We start from the raw sequence: 19,352 nt of genomic DNA on the forward strand, positions 1-19,352 counted from the left end.
TGTGGTTACGATGCCCTAAGTCCCACTCCGGCCTGCGCAGCATCCGATTACTGTCAAAGGCATGCCGAATCTAACTCTCGTGCGCGCAGCCGCCGTCTTTCTCGCCGGCGCTGTCATCCTGCAAGGCTGCGCGGCCTCAACGGACACTGGTTCCGGCCCCACCTCCACCGTGGCGGCTACGCTTTCTGGTGCATCCTCCTCCACCGCCCCAGCCGGCATCTCACCGCTGGGCAGCGCCAACCTCGACCTTAAGACCCTGCGCCCGGCGGTGCCCTCGCAGCTGGTGGTCACCGACGTGCGTGTGGGCAAGCACGAGGGCTTCGAGCGGGTGGTTTTTGAATTCGTCGGGGACGGCTCCCCCGGCTGGTTCATCGACTACACAGAATCCCCCGCCCAGCAGGGCTCGGGCACTCCCATCAAGCACGGCGGCTCCACTGCCCTCAACGTCAACATCGATGGCACCACCTACCCCTTCGAGCTGGGGATGGAGGACCCACACATCGGCACCGTCAAGGGCGATGGCGGCGCGGTCACCGAGGTCACCCCGGCCGGCACCTTCGAGGGGCGCTCCCAGTTTGTCATCGGCATGGCAGAGCGCCACGCTTATTCCGTCGAAGTGCTCACCGGGCCCACCCGCTTGGTCATCGACATCCTCAACTAGGTATAGGTAGCCTCCACAGACCAGCGCCCGGCGGCCCACACCAGCAGCCAGGCGCGCTGGCCGCGCTCGGACTCCCCCACCACCTGCAGGCGGGCGCAGCGCTGCTCGCCCCAGGCCTCCACCGGCCACGGCCCGGCCCAGCCGATCACCCGGTAGCGCTGCCGACTCCAGCTCACCGCGGCGGGCTCCCCGGATAGCAGCGCCTCGGCGGTGACAAAGAGCTCGGCCGCGGAGGCATCAACAATCCGGATGCGCGCCGCCGGGTGTGCCAGCTGGGCCGGCAAAGGAGCCGGGATCCTCCCCGGCCAGGTGCCCTGCGGGGCGGGTTCACGCTGCTCGCCGTAGGGGACGTACTCGATCCTTCCGGCCACCCCGCGCCCGCCACCATCCCGTGGCTGCAGCACACGGTCCACCCCCAGCTGCGACTGGACGCGGGAAATCACCCGCTTGGCCTGCTCCGTGGAGGCCGCAGCCCCCCACAGCCCACGGGCCTCAGGCGCGGCGGTCTCCACTGGCTCCAGCAGCAGCTTCACCACCCCGCCGCCCTCGCCCGCGCGGGCGCTGCTTAGCCACCCATCCAGCTGCCAGCGCACGCGATCAGCCGTGGCGGACTCGCTCAGCGCTTCCTGGGTGCGCCACACCCGCTCCACGCGCTCACCCCGCTCAAACTCCGCACACACCCGCAGCCGCAGGCACACCTGCCCCGCCGCGCGCAGGCGCACGTGCAGGCGCGCTGCCAGCTGGCGCGCCGCGAAGGCCGCCGCATCCACGCGCTCCAGCGGCTCCTCAAAGTTCTCCTCCACGGCCAGATCTGGGCGCGCCAGCTCGGGGGCCACCCTCCTATCGGGGGCGGCGCTCGCGATGGCGTGGCAGCGCTTGCCCGCCTCACCAAACCGGGTGCTCATCTGCCGCAGCGGCAGCTCCGCCAGCTCGCCGAGGGTGCGCAGACCCAAAGCGCGCAACTGCGCGACCAGCTCCGGCGGGCAGCCCAGGCAGACCTCCGCCGCGAGCACGCCGAGCGGCTGGGCGGCCAGGAACTGCCGGGAGCCTCCCTCCGGGACCACCGCGCCCAGCCCCTCGTGGCGCGCGGCAATCAGTGCGGTAGCGATTTCATCCGCCACCCCGATGGTGGCGTCGAGCCCGGCGTGGGCGGCTGCGTCCACGAGCATCTCCGCGGCGGTATCCTCCCCGCCGTGGAAGCGGCCCGCGGCGGCGGCATCCACAATCACCAGGCCCGGGCGCAGCACCTCCACCGAGGAGGCCACCGCGTCCAGGCCCACCGCTATCTGGGCAAAGACTGCTCCGTCGCGGTCGGGGTTGGCCTCCTCCACACGCAGCTGCGGGGCCACCGCCTGCGCCTGCCGCACCCGCATGCCGCGGCGAATCCCCGCCCGGCGCGCGGCGGCGTTACACGCGAGCACCTGGTGCTGGCGCACCACGGCGCACGCGCCCTGTTCCTCCTGCGTCTTCCCCTTGACCGGCAGGCCTTCCCGCAGGGCCTGGACGGGCCAGTCTGGAAACCACAGGGCCGCGACTCTCACACTGCCTCCAGGCGACGGCGCTGTCCGCAGGTCACCACACCGCGCACGGGGTTGCGCCCCTTGGAGTCCACGTGCACGTCAATGTCCAGGCCACGGATGCGCCCGCTTCCCTTGCCCACGCCGCGGAAGGTGACCACCTCAGCCCGCAACGCGGTGGAGGTCCCCGGCAGGCGCGTACCCACGGTGAGCACCGCAGCCTGCCCGCCGCGCAGCTTGGCCAGCACCGGACGCGCCCGGGTGGGCGAGAGCTCGCCCGTGCCGCGGTGGATCACCAGATCCAGCCCCTCACACAAAATCCCCGTGACCGCCCAGGGATCCGCCCCGGCATCGGGCACCGTGACCACCCGGGAGACATCGCCTTCCTCGGCCACCTGTGCGAGCGATAGATTCGGCCAGCCCACCACCCCAACGTGTCCACCGTGCGCGCTAACATGCGTGATGAGTTCTACCGCCAAGGCGGCACACTCGCTGCACGCCACCGCCTGACGGCGCGCCAGGCCACCTGCGGGAAGCAGCCCGGCCAGCGCGGATGGCACCCCCACCACCTCAACCGCGGGCTGCACCTTAGGCTGGCGCGCAGGCGCGGCGGAGTTCTCCACAGCGTCAATGCGGGCACGCAGGGCCGCGATGCGCTCGGCCCTACTCAAGCCGGCCACCGCCCCATCAATGCGAACGCCTGTTTGATTCATGCACCTATTATGAACCCCGCCCCGGACACGTGCAATTGCGTGTTCGAATGGTAGCGTTAACCGGCATGAACACCCTGCGCACGAACACCACGCCCATCCCCACCCCGCTCTGGGTCCGCGCGGGTTCCTCCGCCCTTTCCGGTGCTGCCATCGCGGTGGGCGCCAGCCGCCTGCACTTCGGTCTCGCCCTCGGGCTGAGCTTGGTGCTCATCCTCCTCGCGTGCAGCCTCACGCTCCTGCACCCCTACCGCCAGGAGCTGCGGGACTACGCCCAGGACCACAACGTCACCATGCTGCCCACCATCGCCCAGCTGCTGCCGCTCATGGTGCTGTGGCTGCTCTTCATGCTCGCCCCGCTGTTCAGCCTGCCGGTCTGGGGCTGCGTGGTGGTATTCCTCCTCGTCACAGCGGCCACCTACGTGCTCTTCCCACACGTCGACGGCAGCCGCAAACTGGCCTTCGCTTAAGCCTTTGCCTGAGGCGCGCGCTTAGGGCCAGGGCCGCAGCACATCGTTCGTCGGCCAGCCGCTGCGGTCGAGGTCGGAAGTGACCTCCACCTTGCGCGGGCCGTCCTCCTCCAGGCGGATGGCGACAGAGGAATCGGAAATCAGCACGCTATCGCCACGGGTATCGATGAGCCGGCCGGCCACGTAGCTCACTTTTTCGTCGGCAAGCGCGGCGTCGGTGTCAAAGAAATCATCGCCCACCTGCGCAGGAAACACGCCGAAGGGCATCGTCATCGACAGCTTGGCGGCGCGCTCCTTCTGGTTGGAGGGGCCGGAAAGCTCAAAGTCGGCCTCGCTGCCAAAAGGCGTGGAGTCCTGGCTGGCGCAGACAAAATCAAAGCTCTGGAAGCCGCACACGTAGGAGCCTGTGGCCGAGGGCACGCGGAAAGTAACCTCGTTAAGGTCCGCGCGCTCCTCGTCCCAGGGCTTCACCCGCGCGTTGCCAAACCCCACGCGGCGCCCGCCGTCGCTACCCGGTAGCGACTTGCCCAAATCGAGGTAGACATCCGTGCCGCCCTGAACATCAGAGTCAACCTCGTCGATCTCCTCGCTGGGCTCCACAAAGGTGCCATCGCGGGTGTAGTCCACCGTGATGTCGCCGTAGGTCACCGTCGCGGTCTCGCCCTCGATGGAGACGTCATCCACGCTCGGGGCCACCTTGACCTCATCGCCGTCGAAACCTGCATCAAGGTACTCCGTGCCCGCGAAGAACAGCACCGCCTGCCCCTGCTTCACAAAGCCGTCCTCGTCATAATCCCCCACGTCCACCACCACATAGCTAAGCTCCGCGCAGGGGTCGAAGCGGTTCTTCGTCATCTTAAGGGAGGCAAAAGGGAAGTCGCTGGAAACGTCGCCAGCCAGCGGGGCCTTCATCTGCATGAGGTAGTAGCCGGCATAGGTGTTGCCCAGGTCCATGAAGGGATCCGCGCACTCCTGCGGGGCCTGCGCCCTATCTTTGGTGACGTTGCCGGACATCACGTCAATCATGGCAAATTGCGGTTCAGCGCTCTGCGTGGACTGCGCTTCTGGGTCAAAGGCCGGTTCCTCCTCGGCGGGGGAAGAACAGGACACGAGCGCAAGAGACGCAGCAACAGCCGGCGCCACCAAGGCTTTACGCATGATGAGCCTTTCTAGGAGAGAGACGGACTCCAACAGCATATCGCCCGCGGCGGCGCTGGGTGCTGACTACACTAGCCGCATGATTCACTTTGGCAACGATTACCACCGCAGCGCTCACCCCCGCGTGCTCGAGGCCATCGCCCGCGCCGAGGGCCCCTTCGACGGCTACGGCCTCGACCCGCTGTGCGCGAAGGCAGCCGCGGCCATCCGCGGCGCTTGTCAGGCGCCGGAGGCCGGCGTGCACTTCCTGGTGGGCGGCACCCAGACCAACGCCACGGTGATAGCCTCCCAGCTGCGCCCCTGGGAGGGCGTGATTTCCGCGGACGGCGGGCACATCGCCACCCACGAGACGGGCGCCATCGAGCACGCCGGCCACAAGGTGCTCACCCTGCCCGCCGATCTGGGAAAAATCAGCGCTGAGCAGGTGGATTCCTGCGTGCGCGAGTACCACGACTCGGGCGTCGAGGAGCACATGCCCGAGCCCGCCATGGTCTACGTGTCCCAGCCCACCGAGTACGGCACCGTCTACTCCCGCGCGGAGCTGCGCGCGCTGCGGGAGGTCTGCGATGAGCACGGTCTTTCGCTGTTTGTCGACGGCGCCCGCCTGGGCTATGCGCTCTCCGCCAGCGATGTCACCCTCCCGGAGCTTGCCACGCTTGCCCACGTCTTCTCCATCGGCGGCACCAAATGCGGCGCCCTCTTCGGCGAGGCGGTGGTCTTCCCGCGCACGAGTACCTCCGCGCGCGTGAGCGACGCCCGCTTCCGCAACGCCATGAAGCAAAACGGCGCCCTGCTGGCCAAGGGCTGGCTGCTCGGCGCACAGTTCACGGCCCTGTTCACCGACGATCTCTACGCCACCATCTGCGCCCAGGCCAACGCACAGGCCCGGCGGATCGCGCAGGCTTTCGCGACGGCGGGCATCGACATGCTCTTTGACTCCCCCACCAACCAGCAGTTCGCGCTGCTCACCCGTGAGCAGGAGGAAGCGCTCTCGGAGCAGTTTGTCTGCCAGTTCTTCGAGGAGCACCAGGGCCTGCGCGCGGTGCGTTTCTGTACGAGCTGGGCCACGGATGAGGAGGACGTCGACGCCCTGTGCGCTGCGATTTCCGCGCTCAAGTAGCGGGCGCGGACGGCCTGCCTTAGGGTGTGGGGCATGGAACTGGGGGGTTATCTGAAAGCGCTGGCGCATGGGCTCGACGTGGTCGAGCAATGCGCCGGGCTCACGCACGAGCAGCTCGTGGCGCTGGGCGCACGGCCGGGCTTTGCGCAGCAGCTGCTGGAGCTGCACCACATCTACTTCGCCGCCACCGCCTTCAGCGGGCGGCAGCGCACCGCGCGCACAAGCAGCCACGACGTGCACACGCTGCTGCGCATCGAGGAGCACTGCGCGCGGCTGCCGCAGGCCCAGGCGTGGAAGCTGCGCGCGGAGCTGGCGCTGACCCCGGCGGAGCAGATCGACGCCGTGGCCCGGCGGCGCCTCAAGGAGTTGCGGCCGGCACGAGCGCCCGAGGCCGGCGTGCGGGTTACCCGCCGCAGCGAGGGCAACCACACGATTTCCATCACGGATAGCCCGCTGCGGATTGCGGATCTGCTCGGCGCGTTCAAGGCCCGCAATCCAAAGGACCTGCTTGCCGGGGTGCATGACGTGGCCTTCTCCGGCGGCGGCGCGCCAACCACCCTGCAGACCAACGTGCTCGTTCACCTCGATGAGCTGGTGCAGATCCTCAACGGCGACGGCGAGGAGATCGAGCTGCAGCTGACCAACGGCGCCACCATCACCGGCGCCGAGTTTGTGCGGCGCACGCTTGCCGACGTCGGCCTCGTCACCCTCATCCACCCCCACCACGGCTCGGTCAACCTCTACCAGGATGAGCGCTTTGCCAACACCAAGCAGCGCTTGGCCAAGATGGCGGAGTACCCGCGCTGCGTGTGGAAGGACTGCCTGAAGCCGGCGGAGGAGGCGCAGTTCCACCACATCGAGCGCTGGGAGGACGGCGGCTTCACCAACCTGGACAACCTGGTGCCGCTGTGTGCCTATCACAACGCCGTCAATGACGACGATCCCGCCAAGCCCACCGGCCGCGGGCGGATAGTTCGGGTCGGCGGCCGGGTGGCGTGGTTGCCGCCGTGGGGTGGCCCGCCGCAGCTGGTGCCCAGCCGCGCCCACGACGCCCACCCGAGCCCAGAAGCCGGCCCCTAGGCATCAGCCGGCCCAGCCAGCCGCGATTTCGCGCTGCTCAGGGAGCATAAAACACAGAATGGACCCACATCAGCCGCCGTCCGGGGGGACGCGCGGCTACCTCTGCGTGCCCCGCCCCCGTACCCGCCACCGTGTGCCTGCCTCCCCGCGTGCCTGTCACCGCATACGCCAAAGGCCCCGCCCTTCAGAGCGAGGCCTCTCAGCGTTGGGCAGCGGGAGCGCTCAGCTCCCGCTGAATGCGAGCGCTCAGCTCGCACTGGCGGGGATTACTCCCACTCGATGGTTCCCGGCGGCTTCGAGGTCACGTCAAGCACGACGCGGTTGACATCCTTGACCTCGTTGGTGATGCGGGTGGAGATCTTCTCCAGGACGTCGTAAGGCAGGCGGGTCCAGTCCGCGGTCATCGCGTCCTCAGAGGAGACCGGGCGCAGCACGATCGGGTGGCCGTAGGTGCGGCCGTCGCCCTGAACGCCGACGGAGCGGACGTCGGCAAGCAGCACCACCGGGCACTGCCAGATCTCGTCATCCAGGCCGGCGTTGGTCAGCTCGGTGCGGGCGATGAGATCCGCCTGGCGCAGCACCTCAAGGCGCTCCGCGGTGACCTCGCCGATGATGCGGATACCCAAGCCCGGACCCGGGAAGGGCTGGCGGGCGACGATCTCCTCCGGCAGGCCCAGCTCGCGGCCCACGGCGCGCACCTCATCCTTGAAGAGCAGGCGCAGGGGCTCGACGAGCTCGAATTCGACGTCGTCAGGCAAGCCGCCGACGTTGTGGTGGGACTTGATGTTGGCCGTGCCGTCACCGCCGCCGGACTCCACCACGTCCGGGTAGAGGGTGCCCTGCACGAGGAAGGCGGTGTGCTCGCCGCCGAGGGCCTGGTCCACGGCGCGCTCAAACGCGCGGATGAACTCCGCGCCGATGGCCTTGCGCTTGGCCTCCGGATCGGTCACGCCGGCCAGCTTGGACAGGAAGGCCTCGCGCTCGTCGGCGGTAATGAGCTTGGCGCCGGTGGAGGCAACAAAGTCCTTCTCCACCTGCTCGCGCTCGCCGGCGCGCAGCAGGCCGTGGTCCACGAAGACACAGGTGAGGCGGTCACCGATGGCGCGCTGCACGAGGGCCGCGGCCACGGCGGAGTCAACGCCGCCGGACAGGCCACAGATGGCGCGGCCATCGGGGCCGATCTGCTTCTGGATATCGGCGATGAGCTGCTCGGCGATGTTATCCGCCGTCCAGTTCTGCTCCAGGCCCGCCACCTCGGTGAGGAAGCGGGTGAGCACCTCCTGGCCGTGCGGAGAGTGCAGGACCTCCGGGTGGTACTGGACGCCAGCCATGCGCTTGTCCAGGCACTCGAAAGCGGCCACGGGAGCGCCCTCAGAAGACGCGGTGACCTCGAAGCCCTCCGGGGCAACAGAGACGGAATCGCCGTGGGACATCCACACCTTGTGGGTGGACTCCAGGCCGGCGTGCAGCACGCCACCGGAAACGGTGAGGTCGGTGCGGCCGTACTCGCGGGTGCCGGTGGAGGCCACCGTGCCGCCGAGGGCCTGGGTCATGGCCTGGAAACCGTAGCAGATGCCGAAAACGGGAATGCCCAGCTCCAAGAGCTCAGGCTTGAGGGCGGGGGCGCCGTCCGCATACACAGAGGACGGGCCACCGGACAGGACGAGGGCGGCCGGGTTCTTGGCCTTGATCTCCTCGACAGACGCAGAATTGGGCACGACCTCGGAGTAGATGTTGGCCTCGCGCACGCGACGAGCAATGAGCTGCGCGTACTGAGCGCCAAAATCCACCACGAGGACAGGACGCGGAGTAGTGGTTGGGTTAGTCACGGCAAACAGTCTAACTCACCAACCGCCCCGCGAAGAAGCGCGGCGAAGCAGCCCGCATAGCGAGCGCTGAGTACACGCTTAGCGCACCGCCAGGCCGACCTTCTGGAAGGACTTCAAGTCGGTGTAGCCGCACTTGGCCATGGCGCGCTTGAGGCCGCCGACCAGGTTGAGCTCACCCAGGGGTTCGTTGGAGGGGCCGTGCAGGACGACCTCCAGGCTCGGAGACGCGCCCTCGTTGAGCGGGGCGTAATCCCAGGGTCCCAGGCCCACGGCCTCGATGATGCCGCGCGGGAAGCGCGGGTGGCCGGCCGTGGAGGGCCAGTACCAGCCGTTGCCGCCGGCCTCCGCCGCGCGGGCCAGGACCGGGCCCAGGACCACGCCGTCGGCGCCGCAAGCGATGGCCTTGGCGATGTCCGCGGAGGTGTGGATGTCGCCGTCGGCCAGCACGTGCACGTAGCGCCCACCGGTCTCATCGAGGTAGTCGCGGCGCGCCGCGGCGACGTCGGCAATGGTGGTGGCCATCGGCACGTCGATGCCCACCGTCTCCGCGTTGGTGTTCACGCCCGAGCCGACGATGATGCCGGCCGCGCCCGCCCGCATGAGGTGCAGCGCCGTGGTGTAGTCCGCCACGCCGCCGGCGATGACCGGGGTGTCCAGGGTGCCGATGAACTCCTTGAGGTTAAGCGGCTCCCCACCGGACTGCACGTGCTCGGCGGAAATCAGAGTGCCCTGGATGAAGAGAATCTCCGCGCCAGCCTTGATGACCACCGGCGCCAGCTCGCGGGCGCGCTGCGGGGAGACGCGCACCGCCACGGTCACGCCGGAGTCGCGCACCTGGGCGATGCGCTCCGCCAGCAACTCCTCGTTGAGCGGCGCGGCGTGCAGCTGCTGCAGGGTGGTGAGATCATTCGGGTTCCCCGCCACCTGCGCCAGGGCGCCCTCGAGATCCTCGTGGCGGCCCCACAGGCCCTCGGCGTTGATGACGCCCAGGCCGCCCTGCTTGCCCATCTCGATGACGAACTCGGGCGTGGCCAGGGCATCGGTCGGGTGCGAGACCAGCGGAATGTCGAAGGTGTAGGCGTCGATGTTCCACGAGGTATCCACGTCCTTGGAGGAGCGGGTACGGCGGTTGGGCACCAGGGACACCTGGGCCAGGTCATAGGTGACGCGGGCATCGCGCCCGACGCCGATTTCAACGTAATCGCGCATGATTAATCCTTATCGCTGTGTCGCTGCCGCCGCGTTAGCGGTAGTTCGGGGCCTCGATGATCTGCTGCAGGTGGTGCGGGTGGGATTCCTTCAAGCCCGCGGCAGTGATCTGGACAAAGCGCTTGGTCTTCAACTCCGCCAGGGTGGCCGAGCCGGTGTAGCCCATCGAGGCGCGCAGGCCGCCGATGATCTGGTGCACGATGGCGTCGATGTCGCCGCGGAAGGGCACGCGGCCCTCGACACCCTCCGGCACCAGCTTGTCCTCGCTCTTGACGTCGGCCTGGAAGTAGCGGTCCTTGGAGTAGGAGCGCTTCTCGCCGCTGAGGCCACGGCCCTGCATGGCACCCATGGAGCCCATGCCGCGGTAGCGCTTGTACTGCTTGCCCTGGACCACGACGATATCGCCGGGGGCCTCGGTGGTGCCGGCGAACATGGAGCCGAGCATGACGGCGTCGGCGCCCGCGGCCAGCGCCTTGGCGACGTCACCGGAGTACTGCATGCCGCCATCGGCAATGATCGGCACGCCGGCCGGGCCGGCCACGGCGGCGGCCTCCATGATGGCGGTGATCTGCGGGGCGCCCACGCCGGCGACCACACGAGTGGTGCAGATGGAACCCGGGCCGATGCCGACCTTGATGGCGTCCGCGCCGGCGTCGATCATGGCCTGCGCTGCCTCGCGGGTGGCGAGGTTGCCGCCGACGACGTCGACGCGGTCGCCGAAGTCCTTCTTCACGCGGGTGACCATCTCCAGCACGCGGTTGTTGTGTGCGTGGGCGGAGTCGACGACGAGGACGTCCACGCCGGCGTCGACAAGCGCGCCGGCACGGTTGTAGGAATCCTCGCCGGTGCCGATGCCCGCGGCCACGAGCAGACGCCCGGAGGCATCCTTCGAGGCGTTGGGGAACTGCTCGGACTTCACAAAGTCCTTGACGGTGATAAGGCCGACGAGCTTGTTGGCATCATCGACGATGGGCAGCTTCTCCACCTTGTTGGCGGAGAGCAGCTCGAGAGCCTCATCCTTGGACACGCCCTCCTTGGCCACCACCAGCGGCATCGGGGTCATGATCTCGGAAACCTTGCGGCTGAAGTCCGCCTCAAAACGCATGTCGCGGTTGGTGCAAATGCCCACCAGGGTGCCATCGGCATCCACGACCGGCAGGCCGGAGATGCGGTAGCGCGCGCAGAGGGCGTCGACCTCATCGATGGTCATGTCCGGGGAGGCGGTCACCGGGTCGGTGACCATGCCGGACTCGGAGCGCTTCACAATCTCCACTTGGGAGGCCTGCTCCTCGGTGGAGAGGTTTCGGTGCAGCACGCCGATGCCGCCCTGGCGGGCCATGGCGATGGCCATGCGGGCCTCGGTGACGGTATCCATCGCGGCGGAGGCCAGCGGCACGCCCAGGCGGATGTTGCGGGTGAACTGGGCTGAGGTATCAACTTCAGAGGGGACGATGTTGGATTCTGCCGGCAGCAGCAGCACGTCGTCGAAAGTAAGGCCGTAAAGCGCGACCTTATCCGGGTTGTTTCCGCCGGTACGTACGTGGCTATCACTCATGAGTGTGAGGCTCTCCTTCAATGACCAAATAGGACCAAGTTGGTTTCGCGGTAGTCCCAACTGTACTGCTTGTTTAGCCCTTGGTGGTAGCCGCGCAAGCCGCCCGGGCCTCCCCCGCGCGGGAATTGCCTTGCAGGGGCGAAGACAATAGGCTCGCAGGCGTGAACTTCTTCGCCAACATGCCCCGAGACCCCTTTGCGGACGATCCCAACGATCCCGCGTCCTTCCTGGAGGAAGATGACCACGTTGAGCCTTTGTCGGAGGAAGAGCGCGTAGCTCTCATCCACGATCTCGCCCTGGTCAAGGAATTCGCCCGCGTGCTGGGACCGCGCGGTATCGATGGCATCTTCTTCCTGTGCGAAGACTGCAACGAGAACCACTTCTACGAGTGGGACATCATGGCCGCCAACATGCAGGCCACCCTGCGCGGCGAGCTGGCCGCGGTGCACGAGCCGGGCGCGCAGCCGGACCCGATGCGCTACGTGCCGTGGGATTACGCCCTCGGTTTTATGGACGGCCTCGACGCGCGCGACTAGCCGCCGCGCGTAGCCGGCTTAGATCCGCCACGCCCGTGTTGCGCGAAAAATCCCCTGTACCAGCGATGTTGCGCTGGCGCGGGGGATTTCTTTCGGCGTGATGCGGGCCGGTTGCAGGCCCTGCTGCGCCCGGCCGCGGGGCCCTACTGCTGGAACTGCGGCGGGGGCAGCAGGCCGTTGTCACCGTTGCCGCCATGGCCGCCGTTGCCTTCAGATTCCTCGTTGCCGTTGTCACCCGGGGAGGTGGGCTCGGTCTGCTGGCCAGTCGGCGGGAACAGCGGGTTGCCCGGGTTCACGGTGCTGGTGACCACCACGGTGGAGACCACGGTCTGGTTCTCCGTCACGGTCACCGGTGCCGGCGACTCGGTGGGCTCCTTCTCCGGTTCCTTTTCCACCGTGGCGGTGGCAGTGACCGTGGTGCGGTTGGTGGTGGCGGCTTCGCGCTGCTTCTCGTCAGCCTTGTTCTTGTTCACCTGGTTGACCAGCTTGCGGGCCTCCTCCAGCAGCTGGCGGGTGCCGTCCATGTCACCTTCGGCGGAGCGCTTGTCCATCTCCTCCAGGGTCCCAGCCAGCTCCACCACAGAGGGGTTCTCCTTCTCGGTGGAGATCACGCCGGTGTTGATGGCCACCGCGCCGGCGCCAGCGATGAGCACCGTGGCTGCGGCCGCACCGACGAGGCCGTTGAGGAAGGGGCGGTTGCGGCGACGTTTGCGGGCGGCGCCCAGCGAGATGACCTCCGGCTCCATCTCGGCGCCCTCAATGAGCGGGGCGGGCGGCATCTGCTTCTCGACGTCCTCCCGCAGCTCCAAGAACAGCGCCGCGAGCTCATCCTCCCCGTCGGAAGGGTCCTGGCCTTGAGAGAGGTGAGTAAGGAATGCGTCATCATCGACCAAAGGCTGCAGCTGCTCGGCGATGCCGGGCTGGTTCTGCTCCTTCTTAGCCATGATGTCCTCCCTTCCTAGGGTTGGTAGCGCTGCCGCTGCGAACGCTGGTAATACGACTGCAAATACGACCGCTGTGATTTAACAAGAGATATGTGCCGACAAAGTTCCGAAGCGCCGACCTCATTGCTGCGAATCTGGCTGAGAATTGAGAGTTTTTCTCAACTGTGCCAGTGCACGGTGTTGGGCCACGCGGACAGCCCCCGGGGTGGAATCCACAATTTCTGCGGTTTCCTCCGCGGACAGGCCCACGAAAACTCGCAGAATGATGATGTTCCTCGCCTTGTCACTTAATGTATCGAGCAAAGCGCGGACTCTGTTACTTCCGTCCATCGCCAAAGCCGATTCTTCTGGGGTGGCGGACTCCTCGGCGTTTTCCGGCACCTCATCGGTGGGGTTGGACTGGTCGCGGCCCATCGCGCGGTGGGCGTCGGTGACCTTGTTGAAGGCGATGCCATAGACGTAGGCCATGAAGGGCCGGCCCTTGTCCTCATAGGAGTCGATGGAGGTGGCCACTGCGAGGCACACCTCCTGGGCCACGTCCTCCGCGGTGGGCTGGCGCCCGCCGCCGATGCGTGCGCGGCAGTAGCGCAGCACCTGCGGGTGGATGATCCGCATGATGCCCTGGAGGGCGCGTCGGCTGCCGTCGACAGCGTGCGGAACCAGGTCCGCCAATTTCTGATCGCTATCGCTCACTGTTGATTCCCTCTAGAGCAAGCAGCAGGGTGCAGCAGGCTCGCCACCGCCCGCGCCGCCGCTTTCTCGTATTTCTTTTTCAGATTTATTCGTGCATATTTTTCAGCTCTATTAGCTGCACCCTATTACTGCGGCTATCATGCCACATCTGACGTGCAGCCCAAAGCATATCCAAAACAGCATATCCAACTACGCACCCGCGGCCGCATTTCCCGGGCGCATGTCAACGGGCCTGTCCTGCGCTTTCACCCCAGCATTAAACTCACCAAGGAAAGTTCATAAAGCGTTCACCTTAGGCATCGACGCAGGTCACCCCACACAAAACCCAGAACAGTACCGGAAGTCCACCTGGTAGAAAGCAACGCGTAACTTTCAGTTCATCCACGGGGGCAAGACTGCTGTGCGTCTCTACAGAAGCGCCCCGGGGCGTTCCGCCTCGCCGACTCAACTCGCATGGTGCCGCGCGGATGGCATCCCAGCGGGCGCAGACCCATGAAGGAGAATCTCACGTGTCTCAGCCGCAACTACTTCCCGGACCCAACGCGGATTTTTGGGATTGGCAGCTGCAAGGAGCCTGCCGTGGCGAGAATTCTGACGTCTTCTACCACCCGGACGGAGAGCGCGGCCGCGCCCGCGCCCAGCGCGAGAACCGCGCCAAGGCCATCTGCTTCTCCTGCCCGGTCATCGAGTTGTGCCGCGAGCATGCCCTGGCCTCCGCCGAGCCCTACGGCGTGTGGGGCGGCATGAGCGAGTCCGAGCGCGTCGCCGCGCTGCGCTCGCGCCGCAATCGCGCTTCAGTCAGCGCAAACGTCTAGGCCCCGGATCTGAATCCCGCGCTCGTCTCTACGTTTCTTCCTTGGCGTCCCTTATTTCGGTTTTCTGCAGCCAAGAATTCTTAACCCAAGCGTCGAGTCCACTATTCTGGTTCAACCTCAACCGGCTCGGTGAACCGGTAGCATGATGGGGCTGAAATCCTTTTCATAAACTCACTCGCTCACAGTCGACAATGCAGCGGTATTTCGAGACTCGACGTCTTGGGCAATTTTCCTCCTCAGTCGATGTTGCGCTCTAAATTAAACCATTGAGGAACAACACCACTCCCGGCATTCGTCTCATATAGCGGAAACATAGTATTCACTCCACGCGTTTCTGAAGCGCTAGGAAGGAAAACTTGAGTTTCCACCACTCCTCGGAGCGTAAATGACCGCCCAGTATTGATTTGTTTGCCGTCGCTGGTACGGAAAGCTTCATAGATAGGGGTCTCGTAAACCCGATCGGTTCCCTCCATGCGATCTTGACAAAGACCCTCAAAATACTTCTTGATGGAATACAGGTTCCAGATACCGTGCTTGTGATAAATCTTGTCATAGCCCCAAGGTTTACTTCCTGTAGTGTTGTACCACCCCCGCCGCAGAACCACAGGAACACCGCACCTGTCTTTCGTAGACAGGACCACTGCATCGGTATACGCGTTGCCCCCCAGCCGTGGGGACGGATCGAAGTGTGCGGTTCGCGTGCTCAAGGCCGCCTCCGGGAAGAAAGCCGGGGAAGAGCTTTTCTAGTTGTTGGCCGTGAATACTTCCCTTCTCAAAGGTTTGTTTTCTCCAACCGTCGGCTTCTTGGACAGGATCCCCCGTAGGGTATCCGACATCACCGGCAATAGCGCCTGAGTACACCCATTGTAAAAGAACGTCGCCGGTTATAGCGTGCGCTCCGTAATGTGGATGCCAGATCATTATCCCACGCTGAAATAGGTTATATCGTCCTATTCCGTCGGGGGCCGGTTCTTCACTGCTGATGGGAAAACCCAGCACACTGTTCTGCGCCCCGAGTTCTTGCCATTTGTCATAAATCCGCCCCTGGATACCCGCCTGTACAGCAGGAATAGCATTGCGAGTGTAGATATGACCACCTTGGTAGTCCTGCTTGAACCAGGCATCCCCCAAGGCGATGTCATTAGTGAGCGGGTAGCCGAAGTAACCTCTTTCCCAACCGTGCGCTGCCCACACGACAGTGGCAGGAATACTCACGCTGTGAGCCCCGGTAGTGGGATGCCAGTAAATAAACCCGTTGACAAACTCAGAGCGCTTACCCACCTTGTCCGGATTGGTCAGCTCGTTGCTTTTGGGAAAAGCCAGGAAACTGCGTGGCCCTCCCAGAGAATCATAGAGTTGGCGAATTGCTCCGCAGACCTCAAAAGGCGATGGCCAGTACACTCTACACTGAGGGGCAGCAGACAGGGCAACGCCGCTTCGCTCTTGAGCTTGCAGGCGTGCTTCTTTGGTTTCTGCCAGATCTGCTTCTTGTTTAGTGAACCCGGCGGGTACCTGTTGCCTATCGCTGCGCATCTGCCCAGGAACAACAGTTGCGTGTGGTGAGACTGTCGGCGTCCACTGTTCGCCGCGATGCGGGTGCAGCTCATTATTCTGGACGTCTACTGAAGGCCTCTTAGCCCACTCTGGAAGGATTGGGATGACAAGAGCATCAGAGGGATTCTCGTGGGCAGTTCCCGCATCGGGTGCAGTCGCTTCAGCTGTTCCACCAAATACGCTTGCTTGCGTATTAGTTAAACCAGGCAGAGAGACAGACTGTGCTACCGCGCTTACGGGGGCAGCAACGACCAGTATGACCGATGAGAAAAAGCAAAGAACCGAGACAAGAAAGAATTCATAACACAAACCTCGAGAAAAACGAGAATGGACGAGACCTGCGCCTGTTTCAACACATAGCGGCAACCGGCAAACTCCGCTACTCAACCTCAGTCGCGGGCATTGGAATCCACAGGCAACATATACACTCGCTTCCAGGGGATGCCCTAGGCTACGAGCAAGGATGTAAAAAGCCTTCGCAGCTTCGCAGGTATACAGCAGAGCTTTGGTAGGTAAATCATGGAGCATATTGAGCTTATCGACGGGAAATGGGTCACGACGGATGACTGGAACATTACCCTCTTTGGGCGATATATGAACTCACTTTTGAAAAGATATCAGCCGTCCGAAAATGGTCTTTCTCCAGAAGATTTTGAACTTCGTGCAGCTTGGAGAACCCACAAACACGTCTTTGCTGTATTCTCCGTCAAAACATCCACAGGGCTCGCCTTCGTCGGAATGGAGATTGACCCACTACCTGGAGCCGTTGTTCCATCGGAAGGGCTCAACGTCTCGTCAGAAGAGCAAACAGCGGTGTCTGCGTGGACCGATCAACTTGCGGGCGATGCCATAGCACATAGAATCGATTACACCGCCGGAGATAAAATTCAGTGGCGTTGGAAAAGCACCGAGGGTGTTCCTCGCTATTTCTCCGACCTCAAAACAATGAATACCGAGGTCTACCTTCCTTCCACACCACACGACGAAGCGTAAGCGGTGCATGAGGTGCGCCGAATGCGCGCGCCGCGTCCGGTGGTGCGGCATCTCTAGGCCACGTAGCTGGCCAGATAGCGCCCGGTCACGGACTCGGCGGCCGGCCCGCTGCCGGCCTGGGCCTCCACGAGCTCGCGCGGCGAGCACGCCGCCACCACCTGGCCGCCGGCCGAACCGGCTCCCGGGCCCACGTCGATGACGTAGTCCGCGTGGGCAATCACCGCGAGGTGGTGCTCCACGCAGATAACGCTCATACCGGAATCCACCAGGTAGTCGAGCAGATCGAGGAGCGCGGAGACGTCGGCAAGATGCAGCCCCGTGGAGGGCTCATCGAGGATGATGATGTCCGCCACCGCCTTCTTATCCGCCAGGTGCACCGCCAGCTTGAGGCGCTGACGCTCACCGCCGGAGAGCGTGTTGAGCGGCTGGCCCAGGGTGATATAGCCCAGCCCCACCTTGACCAGGTGCTCGCAGATCTTGCGGGCCGCGGTGACCTTCGCCTCCTGAAAGAACTCCACGGCCTCCGCCGCCGGCAGCGCGAGCACCTCGGCGATGTTCTTGCCGGCCAGGGTGTGCTCGAGCACCTCCTGGGCAAAACGGCGTCCCTCGCAGACCTCGCAGGGCACGTCCACCCCATCCATGAAGCCGAACTCCACGTAGACCACGCCCGCACCCGAACACTTGGGGCACGCGCCCTCGGAGTTAAAGGAATAGAGCCCCGGCGTGGTGCCCGCGTTGGCCTTGGCAAAGGCCTTGCGGATGGAATCCAGCGCCCCAGTGTAGGTAGCCGGGTTGGAGCGCCGCGAGCCGCGAATCGCCCCCTGGTCCACCACCAGGATCCGCTCGTTATCCGGCAGGCAGCTCAGCAGCGAGGACTTGCCGGAGCCGGCCACGCCGGTGATAGCACCCAGCACCCCCAGCGGGATATCCACGTCCACGCCGCGCAGGTTATTCGCCCGCGCGTCCCGGATGGGCAAGAACTCTGCCGGCGTGCGCACGTTGGGCTTGAGCTGCGGCCTATCCGCCAGGTGGCGCCCGGTGAGGGTATCGGCCGCACGCAGCTCCTCCACCGTCCCGGCAAAGACCACCTCTCCCCCGCGGGGGCCGGCCAGCGGGCCCATGTCCACGACGTAATCGGCAATCCCGATGGTCTCCGGCTTGTGCTCGATGACCAGCACGGTGTTGCCCTTGTCCCGCAGCTGCAGCAGCAACGCGTTGAGCTTGGCGACGTCATGCGGGTGCAGCCCCGCGGTGGGCTCATCGAAGACATAGGTGACATCCGTCAGCGCCGAACCCAGATGCCGCACCATGCGGGTGCGCTGCGCCTCACCGCCGGAGAGCGTGCCGGTGGGCCGGTCCAGGCTGAGGTAGCCCAGGCCGATCTCGATGGCGTTGGCGACGGCGCGGCGGAGGGACTCGACAAGCGGGGCGGAGCCGGGATCGGTAATCCCCTCCAGCCACGCGGCGACCTCGACGAGCTCCATAGAGCAGACCTCGGCGATGGACTTGCCCGCCAGCAGCGATTCGCGGGCGTGGCGCGCCAGGCGGGTGCCACCGCACTCGGGGCACTCGACGGCCACCACCGCGCGCTCCACGAACTCGCGCATGTGCTTTTGCAGGCTGGCCTTGTCCTTAGAGAGCACCGAAGCTTTCATCCGGGCCACCAGCCCCTGGTAGCTCATGGAGACCCCGCCCACCTTGACCTTGACGTCGGTGAGGTAGAAGAGCGCCTCGCGCTGCTCCTCGGTGAACTCGCGCACCGGCTGATCCGCCGGGTAAAGGCCGGATTCCGCGTAGGCCTTCCACATCCAGGAGCCCACCTTCATTCCGGGGTAAAGGATGGCGCCGTCGTTGAGGCTCAGGGAGAAATCCACCAGCTCGTGCAGGTCGATATCGTACACGCGCCCGGTGCCCTCGCACTCCGGGCACATGCCGCCGGTGCGCTCGAAGCTGCGCACTTCCTTGGATCCGTTGATCTCAATCGCGCCGCGCCCCGAGGCCGAGGGCACGTTGAAGGAATAGGCAGCCGGCCCGCCGGCGTTAGGCTGCGCCAGCCGGGAGTAGAGCACGCGTAGCGAGCCCAGGATGTCTGTGGCGGTGCCGAAGGTCGAGCGCGCGTTGGCCACCATCGGCTCCTGCCCCACCACGATGGCAGCGGTCAGCCCTTCGAGCTGGTCCACGTCCGGCCGCGCCAGCGACTCCATGAAGCCCTGGACAAACCCCGGGTAGGTCTCGTTGATGAGCCGCTGGGACTCCGCGGCGACGGTGCCAAAGACCAGGGAGGACTTTCCGGAGCCGGAGACACCGCTAAAGACCGTCAGCCGGCGCTTGGGGATGTTCACCGAAACGTTGCGCAGGTTGTTATCCCGCGCGCCATGAACGCGAATGTATTCTTGCACGCACTCATCCTAGGTGCTCGCCGGCCGCTGGGCACATGAGAAACACTGCGCGCATGGGAAACGCCCCGCGCGCTGCCTGCCGGAGCAGGCGAGCGTGCGGGGCGCAAAG

General features: G+C 65.5%; 17 protein-coding genes. 7 read left to right on the forward strand and 10 right to left on the reverse strand.

Annotated features, from left to right (window positions below; genetic code table 11):
• Window positions 1-61 precede the first annotated feature (61 nt).
• Window positions 62-661, forward strand: a complete 600-nt coding sequence (locus Q4E25_RS01135; RefSeq protein ID WP_303153081.1) for a hypothetical protein — start codon at window positions 62-64, stop codon at window positions 659-661.
• Here Q4E25_RS01135 and Q4E25_RS01140 read toward each other — a convergent pair.
• Complete coding sequence (locus tag Q4E25_RS01140; RefSeq protein WP_303153083.1) at window positions 658-2,202, reverse strand: DNA polymerase Y family protein; 1,545 nt, start codon at window positions 2,200-2,202, stop codon at window positions 658-660. The genes Q4E25_RS01135 and Q4E25_RS01140 overlap by 4 nt on opposite strands.
• Window positions 2,199-2,891 carry a hypothetical protein gene (locus Q4E25_RS01145; RefSeq protein ID WP_303153085.1) on the reverse strand — a complete coding sequence of 231 codons (693 nt, stop codon included), beginning with the start codon at window positions 2,889-2,891 and terminating at the stop codon, window positions 2,199-2,201. Before Q4E25_RS01145 ends, Q4E25_RS01140 begins: the two co-directional genes overlap by 4 nt.
• A 65-nt stretch (window positions 2,892-2,956) precedes the next feature.
• Between Q4E25_RS01145 and Q4E25_RS01150 the strand changes: the two genes are divergently transcribed.
• Window positions 2,957-3,358, forward strand: coding sequence for a hypothetical protein (locus tag Q4E25_RS01150; RefSeq protein ID WP_303153087.1), 402 nt, complete (start codon window positions 2,957-2,959; stop codon window positions 3,356-3,358).
• 21 nt (window positions 3,359-3,379) lie between these two features.
• On the opposite strand, the gene Q4E25_RS01155 is transcribed toward Q4E25_RS01150, so the two are convergent.
• Window positions 3,380-4,516: a hypothetical protein gene (locus Q4E25_RS01155; RefSeq protein ID WP_303153089.1), complete on the reverse strand. Its 1,137-nt coding sequence runs from the start codon at window positions 4,514-4,516 to the stop codon at window positions 3,380-3,382.
• A gap of 79 nt (window positions 4,517-4,595) precedes the next feature.
• Here Q4E25_RS01155 and Q4E25_RS01160 point away from each other — a divergent pair, with 79 nt between their 5' ends.
• On the forward strand, window positions 4,596-5,636 hold the full coding sequence (locus Q4E25_RS01160; RefSeq protein WP_303153090.1) for a low specificity L-threonine aldolase: 1,041 nt from the start codon (window positions 4,596-4,598) through the stop codon (window positions 5,634-5,636).
• A 33-nt stretch (window positions 5,637-5,669) separates the two neighbouring features.
• Window positions 5,670-6,716, forward strand: a complete 1,047-nt coding sequence (locus Q4E25_RS01165) for an HNH endonuclease signature motif containing protein (RefSeq protein ID WP_303153092.1) — start codon at window positions 5,670-5,672, stop codon at window positions 6,714-6,716.
• A gap of 266 nt (window positions 6,717-6,982) precedes the next feature.
• On the opposite strand, the gene guaA is transcribed toward Q4E25_RS01165, so the two are convergent.
• The 3 genes from guaA to guaB all read right to left on the reverse strand — a co-directional run bounded on the left by guaA (window position 6,983) and on the right by guaB (window position 11,309).
• A complete protein-coding gene (gene guaA / locus Q4E25_RS01170; protein ID WP_303153094.1) occupies window positions 6,983-8,545 on the reverse strand; it encodes a glutamine-hydrolyzing GMP synthase in 1,563 nt (520 codons plus the stop codon).
• A 78-nt stretch (window positions 8,546-8,623) separates the two neighbouring features.
• Complete coding sequence (locus tag Q4E25_RS01175) at window positions 8,624-9,754, reverse strand: GuaB3 family IMP dehydrogenase-related protein (protein WP_303153096.1); 1,131 nt, start codon at window positions 9,752-9,754, stop codon at window positions 8,624-8,626.
• A 34-nt stretch (window positions 9,755-9,788) separates the two neighbouring features.
• Window positions 9,789-11,309 carry an IMP dehydrogenase gene (guaB, locus tag Q4E25_RS01180; RefSeq protein WP_303153098.1) on the reverse strand — a complete coding sequence of 507 codons (1,521 nt, stop codon included), beginning with the start codon at window positions 11,307-11,309 and terminating at the stop codon, window positions 9,789-9,791.
• A 161-nt stretch (window positions 11,310-11,470) separates the two neighbouring features.
• Between guaB and Q4E25_RS01185 the strand changes: the two genes are divergently transcribed.
• The gene (locus Q4E25_RS01185; RefSeq protein WP_303153099.1) at window positions 11,471-11,845 is read left to right on the forward strand and encodes a DUF5319 domain-containing protein; all 375 of its coding nucleotides are present in this window, start codon (window positions 11,471-11,473) and stop codon (window positions 11,843-11,845) included.
• Between the two features lie 143 nt (window positions 11,846-11,988).
• Here Q4E25_RS01185 and Q4E25_RS01190 read toward each other — a convergent pair whose 3' ends face one another.
• Window positions 11,989-12,789, reverse strand: a complete 801-nt coding sequence (locus Q4E25_RS01190) for a hypothetical protein (RefSeq protein ID WP_303153102.1) — start codon at window positions 12,787-12,789, stop codon at window positions 11,989-11,991.
• A 120-nt stretch (window positions 12,790-12,909) separates the two neighbouring features.
• Window positions 12,910-13,482 carry a sigma-70 family RNA polymerase sigma factor gene (locus Q4E25_RS01195; RefSeq protein WP_303153103.1) on the reverse strand — a complete coding sequence of 191 codons (573 nt, stop codon included), beginning with the start codon at window positions 13,480-13,482 and terminating at the stop codon, window positions 12,910-12,912.
• Between the two features lie 509 nt (window positions 13,483-13,991).
• Between Q4E25_RS01195 and Q4E25_RS01200 the strand changes: the two genes are divergently transcribed.
• On the forward strand, window positions 13,992-14,297 hold the full coding sequence (locus Q4E25_RS01200) for a WhiB family transcriptional regulator (RefSeq protein WP_303153105.1): 306 nt from the start codon (window positions 13,992-13,994) through the stop codon (window positions 14,295-14,297).
• 564 nt (window positions 14,298-14,861) lie between these two features.
• Here Q4E25_RS01200 and Q4E25_RS01205 read toward each other — a convergent pair.
• Entirely contained in the window at window positions 14,862-16,379 is a 1,518-nt protein-coding gene (locus Q4E25_RS01205) for an LGFP repeat-containing protein (protein ID WP_303153107.1), read from the reverse strand.
• On the opposite strand from Q4E25_RS01205, the gene Q4E25_RS01210 reads away from it, so the two are divergent.
• Window positions 16,371-16,844 (forward strand): hypothetical protein, encoded by a 474-nt coding sequence (locus tag Q4E25_RS01210; RefSeq protein WP_303153109.1) that lies wholly within the window; start codon window positions 16,371-16,373, stop codon window positions 16,842-16,844. The two genes, Q4E25_RS01205 and Q4E25_RS01210, sit on opposite strands and share 9 nt — an antisense overlap.
• Window positions 16,845-16,897: 53 nt before the next feature.
• On the opposite strand, the gene Q4E25_RS01215 is transcribed toward Q4E25_RS01210, so the two are convergent.
• Window positions 16,898-19,243 carry an excinuclease ABC subunit UvrA gene (locus Q4E25_RS01215; RefSeq protein WP_303153111.1) on the reverse strand — a complete coding sequence of 782 codons (2,346 nt, stop codon included), beginning with the start codon at window positions 19,241-19,243 and terminating at the stop codon, window positions 16,898-16,900.
• Window positions 19,244-19,352: the final 109 nt, after the last annotated feature.

It is taken from the genome of Corynebacterium sp., assembly GCF_030532325.1.
Taxonomy (GTDB): domain Bacteria; phylum Actinomycetota; class Actinomycetes; order Mycobacteriales; family Mycobacteriaceae; genus Corynebacterium.

Coding starts and splice junctions, on each gene's coding strand:
- Q4E25_RS01150 (WP_303153087.1), top strand. CDS start 2,957: ATGAACACCCTGCGCACGAACACCACGCCCATCCCCACCCCGCTCTGG.
- Q4E25_RS01210 (WP_303153109.1), top strand. CDS start 16,371: ATGGAGCATATTGAGCTTATCGACGGGAAATGGGTCACGACGGATGAC.
- Q4E25_RS01155 (WP_303153089.1), bottom strand. CDS start 4,516: ATGCGTAAAGCCTTGGTGGCGCCGGCTGTTGCTGCGTCTCTTGCGCTC.
- guaB (WP_303153098.1), bottom strand. CDS start 11,309: ATGAGTGATAGCCACGTACGTACCGGCGGAAACAACCCGGATAAGGTC.
- Q4E25_RS01190 (WP_303153102.1), bottom strand. CDS start 12,789: ATGGCTAAGAAGGAGCAGAACCAGCCCGGCATCGCCGAGCAGCTGCAG.
- Q4E25_RS01135 (WP_303153081.1), top strand. CDS start 62: ATGCCGAATCTAACTCTCGTGCGCGCAGCCGCCGTCTTTCTCGCCGGC.
- Q4E25_RS01145 (WP_303153085.1), bottom strand. CDS start 2,891: ATGAATCAAACAGGCGTTCGCATTGATGGGGCGGTGGCCGGCTTGAGT.
- Q4E25_RS01165 (WP_303153092.1), top strand. CDS start 5,670: ATGGAACTGGGGGGTTATCTGAAAGCGCTGGCGCATGGGCTCGACGTG.
- Q4E25_RS01205 (WP_303153107.1), bottom strand. CDS start 16,379: ATGCTCCATGATTTACCTACCAAAGCTCTGCTGTATACCTGCGAAGCT.
- Q4E25_RS01160 (WP_303153090.1), top strand. CDS start 4,596: ATGATTCACTTTGGCAACGATTACCACCGCAGCGCTCACCCCCGCGTG.
- Q4E25_RS01175 (WP_303153096.1), bottom strand. CDS start 9,754: ATGCGCGATTACGTTGAAATCGGCGTCGGGCGCGATGCCCGCGTCACC.